Here is a 1,134-nt window from a genome sequence, read left to right on the forward strand (position 1 = left end):
GAGCATGCGGTTGAAGGTGAACAGCACGTCGTCGGCGTTGAAGTCGCGATGGGGAGTGAAGTACTTGGTGGTGTGGAACTTCACGCCTTCGCGCAGGTGGAAGGTGTAGGTCAGGCCATCCGGCGAGATATCCCAGCTCTTGGCCAACGCCGGTGCGACGGTGGTCTCGCCCCGCACGAACTCCACCAGCCGGTTGTAGATCGGCTCGGCGGCGTCGTTGTCGGTAGCGGCGGTGTACTGCGCGGTGTCGAACCCGGCCGGGCTGCCCTCGGAGCAGAACACCAGGCTACCGGCAGCCTGGGCGAAAGAGGCACCGGCCAGCAGGGCGGCGCCAATGAAAGCGGATAAAACCAAGGTATGGCGCATGACGATCCCAATCCATTTTTTATTGTCGTTGGTGAGCAATTGCCATGTCGAGCTACATGGAAACATCACCAACCAAGTCAGTCGAATGCAGCGGTGCCGCCCATGAACATTTGTCGATGATGTCCTGACGTTATGGCGCCAAGTCATTGTCGTAAATGCGTAGAGCCTGAGAGAGTTGTAGGAAAAAACTGCGCTCCTGACTCATCCTTCCTAAGTCGGACGCTCAGAATAGGCAATTCCTGCAATTCTGGCGGGTAGCGCAAAGGCGACGTATCGTCACGCCGCCTTTGCGGGACCTTACTTGCTGACGCTGACGCCGTAGAACGAGTTCAAGCCGAACGGGCTGATCTTGAAGTCCTTCACGGTGGCGCTCATGGGTTGATACACCGTCGAGTGCGCAATCGGTGTGTACGGGACGTCATCCTTGAGAATGTGCTGTGCCTGCTTGTACAGCTCGGTGCGCTTGGCCTGGTCGGAGGTCGACTTGGCTTCCTTCATCAGGCTGTCGTACTTCGGCGTGCAGTACTTCGAGAAGTTGTTGCCGTTGATGGCATCGCAACCGAACAGTACGTTCAGCCAGTTGTCCGGGTCACCGTTGTCACCGCTCCAGCCGATGATCATGGCCTGCTGCTCGCCGGCCTTGGCACGCTTGAGGTATTCACCCCATTCGTAGCTGACGATCTTCACGTTCAGGCCGATGTTCTTCCAGTCGGACTGGAGCATTTCGGCCATCAGCTTGGCGTTGGGGTTGTACGGACGCTGGACCGG

At 58.1% G+C, this 1,134-nt stretch carries 2 protein-coding genes; both read right to left on the reverse strand.

Features of this window, described 5'->3' with window-relative positions:
* A partial coding sequence (locus tag K675_RS31000; protein WP_037006820.1) for an ABC transporter substrate-binding protein occupies positions 1 to 366 on the reverse strand: 366 nt, incomplete at its 3' end.
* A 297-nt stretch (positions 367 to 663) separates the two neighbouring features.
* The coding region (locus K675_RS31005) for an ABC transporter substrate-binding protein (protein ID WP_037006822.1) at positions 664 to 1,134 on the reverse strand (471 nt) is incomplete at its 5' end.

The sequence above is a fragment of the Pseudomonas fuscovaginae SE-1 genome (assembly GCF_000364705.1).
Taxonomy (GTDB): domain Bacteria; phylum Pseudomonadota; class Gammaproteobacteria; order Pseudomonadales; family Pseudomonadaceae; genus Aquipseudomonas; species Aquipseudomonas fuscovaginae_A.